The organism is Rhodococcus sp. P3_B8 (assembly GCF_056402775.1).
The window spans coordinates 1-5,036 of sequence record NZ_JBFUGT010000409.1; the positions used below are offsets into that span (position 1 = coordinate 1).

Below are 5,036 nucleotides of genomic sequence, written 5' to 3' on the forward strand. Positions count from 1 at the left end.
GAATTCCTTACTCTGAGAGGCCGGGGGAGGGCGTTGCCCACCCCCGGCCACCGGGTCACGCGCTCGGGTACAGACGGGTCATCACGAATTCGCGGTGGCCCAGCGCCTCAGCGCAGGTGAGTCGTCCATTGGTGGTCCGGTCGATGACCGCCATGAGCTGGTCACCGGCCGCCGCGAGGTCGTACTCGCGGCGGAGCAGACCCGAGCAGTCGAGATCCATGTGTTCACTCATGGTCTCGGCGGTGGTCGGATTCGCGGTCAGCTTGATCACCGGTTCGATCGGGTTGCCGATGATGTTGCCCTGCCCGGTGGGGAACAGGTGCACGACAGCTCCTGCGGCGGCCATCAGCGTGATGCATTCCGCGGCCGCAGACGAAGTGTCCATGAAGTACAGCCCCGGGCCCGAGGTCGGTGCCTCCGCCGCCGCTAACGCACCCACCACCGGTTTCGTGCCTGTCTTGGCGATGTTGCCCATCGCCTTCTCCTCGATCGTCGACAATCCGCCTCGGATGTTGCCCTGGGTGGGCTGGGATCCGAGAAGGTTCGCCCCGGTCCGCTCGACCATCGCGATGTAGTCGTCGTAGATGAACTGAAACTTCTCGCGCACAGTGTCATTGACGCACCGTTCGGCGATCAGGTGCTCGCCTCCGGTCAACTCCGTGGTTTCACCGAAGAAGACCGTGCCGCCGGCGTCCACCCAGCGGTCCACCGCTTCGGAAGTGGTCGGGCACGATCCCAACCCACTGGTGGTATCGGATTCGCCGCACTTGACCGACAGAACGATCTCACTGCGTTCCACCGGCTCGCGATGCTTCTCGGAATCGTCCTGAAGGAACTGGGCGGCCACCCGTGAGGCCTTCGCGATCGTCTCGAGATCCCCGTGGCGTTCGATCGAAAATCCCTGAACCTTTTTGCCGGTCTTGGCAATTCCTTGAACTACCCGGTCGGTCCAGTTCGGCTCGATGCCGATGACCACGACCGAGGCCACGTTGGCGTTGCAACCGGTCCCGATCAGGGTACGGAAGGTCAGGTCCAGGTCAGGCCCGAACTGAAGGCGGCCGTATGCATGCGGCAGAGCGAGCGTTCCGGGCACCACCTTGGCGACCGCTTCGGCGGCTGCATTGGACAGGTCGTCCAGCGGCAGAATCACCGTGTAGTTGCGGATGCCGACGGTGCCGTTCTCTCGGCGGTATCCGGTCAGGCGATGCTGTTGTGCCACCGTGCACTCCTAATGTTGTGAACATGGACGTATGAGCCGCGGGTGATCTTTTCGGTAGTCACACCGACGCGCAGTCCGTATTCGATGACGTCTTGTCCGGATTCGAGATCAACCAATGCAACTTTGTGCCCCAATGGGATTGGGTCCAGCAATTCGAGGCTGACCGATGTTGGGCCGCGCAGGTAGCCGCCCTCGGCAGCGCCGGGTTCGAGATCGCGCACTGCAACTGCGACGACGTCGCCGTCGTGGTGTGCGAGGAAGTCCGGCGCTCGGGTTGCGTCTTTCATAATGTCCTCCTATTTCGGCAAGAGGTCTTACCTCTTCTGGGGAGTCTGGCATGGCGTGACGCGCGACGCAAGAGTCAATGAAGAAGAATTCTCGCCCAGGAGGTAAAGTGGTCTTACCAAATTGTCGGGAAGGAGATCTCCATGGCAGCCGATGAAATGTGGGAGTCGCTTCAGCGGGGACGCGTCTCCGACCTCATAGCGAGACGCATTCTCGATGTGATCGCGAAGGACCAACTTCGCCCGGGCGACCGACTACCTCCGGAGCGCGAGTTGGCAGCCATGCTCGGAGCCAGTCGGCCCTCACTCCGAGAGGCTCTTCGCTCCCTGAAGGCGCAGGGCAGAGTGGACGTCCGGCACGGGTCCGGGGTGTACGTCGCAGACCCGGAGACCACCCGCAACCTGCGCGAGGCCCTCTACGCCGAAGAAGTCGACATCGAAGAACTCTTCGACATGCGCGAAGTGCTGGAGTTACCCGCCGCTGCCTGGGCCGCGCGCAACGGTGACAAAGCCAGACTCGAAAAAGTGTCCGAAGCGTACGAGGCTCTCAACGCTGCCAGCCTCGAGCCGAAGATCGATTGGCGCCACCTCCAGGCACTCGACGCGGCCTTCCACATGCGCATCGTCGAAGCGGCCGGGAATCGCTTCCTCGCCCGCACTCAGGGAGTCCTGCACGAGATACTCTCCCGCGGTATGGAGACGACGCTCCAAGTCCCCGGGCGTCTGGAACGCTCCCGCGCGGACCATCAACGGATTCTCGATGCGCTCCTGGCCGGCGACCCAGCAGCAGCACGACGAGCTGCACGGAACCACGTTACGGGTGCACGGAAAGCCGCCCTCGGCCGAATACGGGAAGAGGCGTCTGGCCCCCATCCAGTCCCCAGATAAGCACCAACAGATCCTGTTCCCTCTCGACGGGATGCGGTTCCACCAGGCGGTCAGTGCGATCGCCGCCGCGCGGCATCATCCACCCGGACCCCGTCCGATGTCTGTGACGCCTTGCGGCGGGACTTCCCATCTCCGCGGCCGCACTCCGGCGCTGAGCGGGGCGACGACCAGGCTAGTCCGCCGGTCGTGCGCCGGTTTGCCCGGCCCGCGCTATCACCAATATCAGGGTGGTCCGGCGGCGAGTGCAATTGCCGCTCAGTGGGTTCGGACACCGACCGCTAGGTGACCGGTGAGTTGCACCTTGGTGAGTGTGTTCAATCTGGTCCAGTGCACGGACCCTCCCTTCGAATCTATGCGGAGCACGGCAGAGCCTGGCGCAGTGAAGCCAAATGCCAGAGAGTCGACCGCGCTGGGCATGGGTCGGTGTTCCCGGTCGGTGAATACGTCGAGGTTCGGCCTCTGTTGGGGTGGGGCACGTCCACTCCCGGGGTGGGCGATCGAGCCCCCTGGGGTTGCTTCAGTTCGGGCGCTGGAGTGGGCAGAGTTGTATCCGTCACCGACGCACTTCCCCGGCATCCTCAGGAGCGAATGAATGATCAACGCCCGCCGAACCTTTACCGCCATCGCCTTCACTGTCTTTACGGTCCTGAGTGCGGCCGGGGCGGCGTCCGTCGCTCAGGCCGAGCCGATCGGCCCGAACGGTCCTACCGGTGGTCCGTGCCCGATCGTGAATACGGACTCGAACGGAAATGAGACGGTGACGTACGGCAAGCCCGGTGACCGCAATGGTGCCTTGGTGTGTGGTGCGGACGGCGAATGGACGGTCGGCAAGACCAAGGCCAACCCCGGGCAGATCCAGATCCAGCCCGGACTCTCCCGCGGGTAACCGACAGCAGCCTCCGCTGCCCTGCTGAAGGCGAATGCCCCGCATCGATGCGATGCGGGGCATCCGTGGGTCGGCATCGTCGCCGACCAACTACCTGGCACGATAGTTACATTTCCTGCCATGAATATTGCCGAAAATGTGTATTCATGTGGCATGAGGTCGGATAGTCGTGCTGCGCAGGTGGTGGCGCTGGCTGCTGAGCAGGGGGGTGTGGTGACCAGCCGGCAGGCGCGGGCGGTGACGTCGGTGTCGGTGCAGCAGCTCAAGCGGATGGTCGATTCGGGGGTGCTCGAGCGGCTGCATCATGGGCTGTACCGTCTGGCGCGGATGCCGGAGGATGTTCATCTTGATGAGCGGGTGGCGTGGCTGGCGCTGGACCCGGATATGGTGGTGTGGGAGCGGCTGGATCAGCCGCTCCCGACCGGGGTGCTCTCGCATCGCACCGCCGCCGGCCTGCTTGGGCTGGGGGATCTGGATGCCGATGTGGTGGAGCTGACCGCGACCCGGCGGATCCGGCTGTCGCTGCCCGCCGTGAGAGTGCATCGGGGTGTGCTGTCGCGGGAGGATTGGCAGCTCGTCGACGGGCTGCCGGTGACCACCCCGGTCCGCACCATCGCTGATCTGGCCGCCGCCGGGACCGATGCCGGGCATCTGGCGTCGGTGGTCCGCGACGCCCTCACCCGAGGGCTGGTCACGGTGGAGGAGGTGGTGGCGGTGCTGACCCCATATGCCTTCGATTACGGTCACCGGGCGCTGGACGGGCAGGGTTTCCTCGAGGTGCTGATCGCGCAGGCGGGGGTGCCGGCCACCATGCTGGCGGTCGCGGACCTGGTCCGCAGAACCAGTACCACCGCCACCCTCGCTACGGTGGCCGCGTCGGATGCCGAGCGGTTGGACGTTGCAGCCCTGATGAAGGCGGTGACCGAGTCGTCGCAGGCGCGGGACGCGCTGATGCGGTCGCTCGCGACCGCCCTCGGGCAGTCCACCGCCACTGCGAGCGGCAGTGACACCGATGCCAGGGCGCCCGCATCCGCCCAGCAGGTCGCCGACTCCACCAGCAAGACTGGATCCGATCGGACGGCCCGGACGGCTCGGTCGGCGAAGACGGCCGACCGGTGAGCCCGGTGGCGCGGTCCCCGCAGGCGGTGCGGGCGAGTATCACCGACAGCCTCAACCGGTTCGCCCACCATCACGGCTAGAACATCGTCCTGGTGCGCCGCCGATTCGTCATCGCCCGCTTCCTGACCCGTGTCTTCGACGCCGATCCGGACGGGTGAATCCTCAAGGGTGGCTCGGAATGTGGTGCAGGTCGATATCGGGGGCATGGTTATCGCGTGGGCGAGCTCAGCTGTCGGGTTCCGGTCCGGGGAGGGGGGTTTGGGGGTTGTTTGGGTGTCGGACGTCCCGGATGGCGTCGGCGAGGTCCGCGGCTGTCGGCAGGGCGGGCCGGACGTCGGCGGGCAGGGACCGGTGTGTGGTGTAGGTGCTGACGGCGAGCGGCGAATCCAGACCGCGAAGCGCGTATTCGACGACGATGTCGTCCCGGTCGGCGGCGAGGAGGATGCCGATGGTGGTGCCGTCGCCGTGCTCGGGTTTGCGGAGCAGGTCATCGACGGCGTTGACGTAGAAGTTGAGCTTGCCGATGTGTTCGGGCTCGGCGTGGCCGATTTTCAGCTCGAAGACGACGAAGCGGCGCAGGCCCAGGTGAAAGAACAGCAGATCGAGGTAGAAGTCGGAGTTGCCGACGGTGAGCTTGTAC

At 65.3% G+C, this 5,036-nt stretch carries 6 protein-coding genes; 3 read left to right on the forward strand and 3 right to left on the reverse strand.

The window, feature by feature from the left end; genetic code table 11:
* Nucleotides 1-55: 55 nt before the first annotated feature.
* Entirely contained in the window at nt 56-1,219 is a 1,164-nt protein-coding gene (locus AC1D1G_RS41680) for a UxaA family hydrolase (RefSeq protein ID WP_061045517.1), read from the reverse strand.
* Nucleotides 1,198-1,506: a UxaA family hydrolase gene (locus tag AC1D1G_RS41685; protein ID WP_477956546.1), complete on the reverse strand. Its 309-nt coding sequence runs from the start codon at nt 1,504-1,506 to the stop codon at nt 1,198-1,200. Before AC1D1G_RS41685 ends, AC1D1G_RS41680 begins: the two co-directional genes overlap by 22 nt.
* Nucleotides 1,507-1,647: 141 nt before the next feature.
* Between AC1D1G_RS41685 and AC1D1G_RS41690 the strand changes: the two genes are divergently transcribed.
* The 3 genes from AC1D1G_RS41690 to AC1D1G_RS41700 all read left to right on the forward strand — a co-directional run bounded on the left by AC1D1G_RS41690 (nt 1,648) and on the right by AC1D1G_RS41700 (nt 4,396).
* Nucleotides 1,648-2,391, forward strand: coding sequence for a FadR/GntR family transcriptional regulator (locus tag AC1D1G_RS41690; protein ID WP_317762516.1), 744 nt, complete (start codon nt 1,648-1,650; stop codon nt 2,389-2,391).
* A gap of 592 nt (nt 2,392-2,983) precedes the next feature.
* Nucleotides 2,984-3,277, forward strand: coding sequence for a hypothetical protein (locus AC1D1G_RS41695; RefSeq protein WP_477956547.1), 294 nt, complete (start codon nt 2,984-2,986; stop codon nt 3,275-3,277).
* 153 nt (nt 3,278-3,430) lie between these two features.
* Entirely contained in the window at nt 3,431-4,396 is a 966-nt protein-coding gene (locus tag AC1D1G_RS41700) for a type IV toxin-antitoxin system AbiEi family antitoxin domain-containing protein (RefSeq protein ID WP_477956548.1), read from the forward strand.
* A gap of 225 nt (nt 4,397-4,621) precedes the next feature.
* On the opposite strand, the gene AC1D1G_RS41705 is transcribed toward AC1D1G_RS41700, so the two are convergent.
* On the reverse strand, nt 4,622-5,036 hold a 415-nt coding region (locus AC1D1G_RS41705; RefSeq protein ID WP_477956549.1), incomplete at its 5' end, for a PDDEXK nuclease domain-containing protein.

What these genes read in the sequence shown, in the direction of transcription:
- AC1D1G_RS41695 (WP_477956547.1), top strand. Translation starts at nt 2,984, where the DNA reads ATGATCAACGCCCGCCGAACCTTTACCGCCATCGCCTTCACTGTCTTT.
- AC1D1G_RS41690 (WP_317762516.1), top strand. Translation starts at nt 1,648, where the DNA reads ATGGCAGCCGATGAAATGTGGGAGTCGCTTCAGCGGGGACGCGTCTCC.
- AC1D1G_RS41700 (WP_477956548.1), top strand. Translation starts at nt 3,431, where the DNA reads ATGAGGTCGGATAGTCGTGCTGCGCAGGTGGTGGCGCTGGCTGCTGAG.
- AC1D1G_RS41685 (WP_477956546.1), bottom strand. Translation starts at nt 1,506, where the DNA reads ATGAAAGACGCAACCCGAGCGCCGGACTTCCTCGCACACCACGACGGC.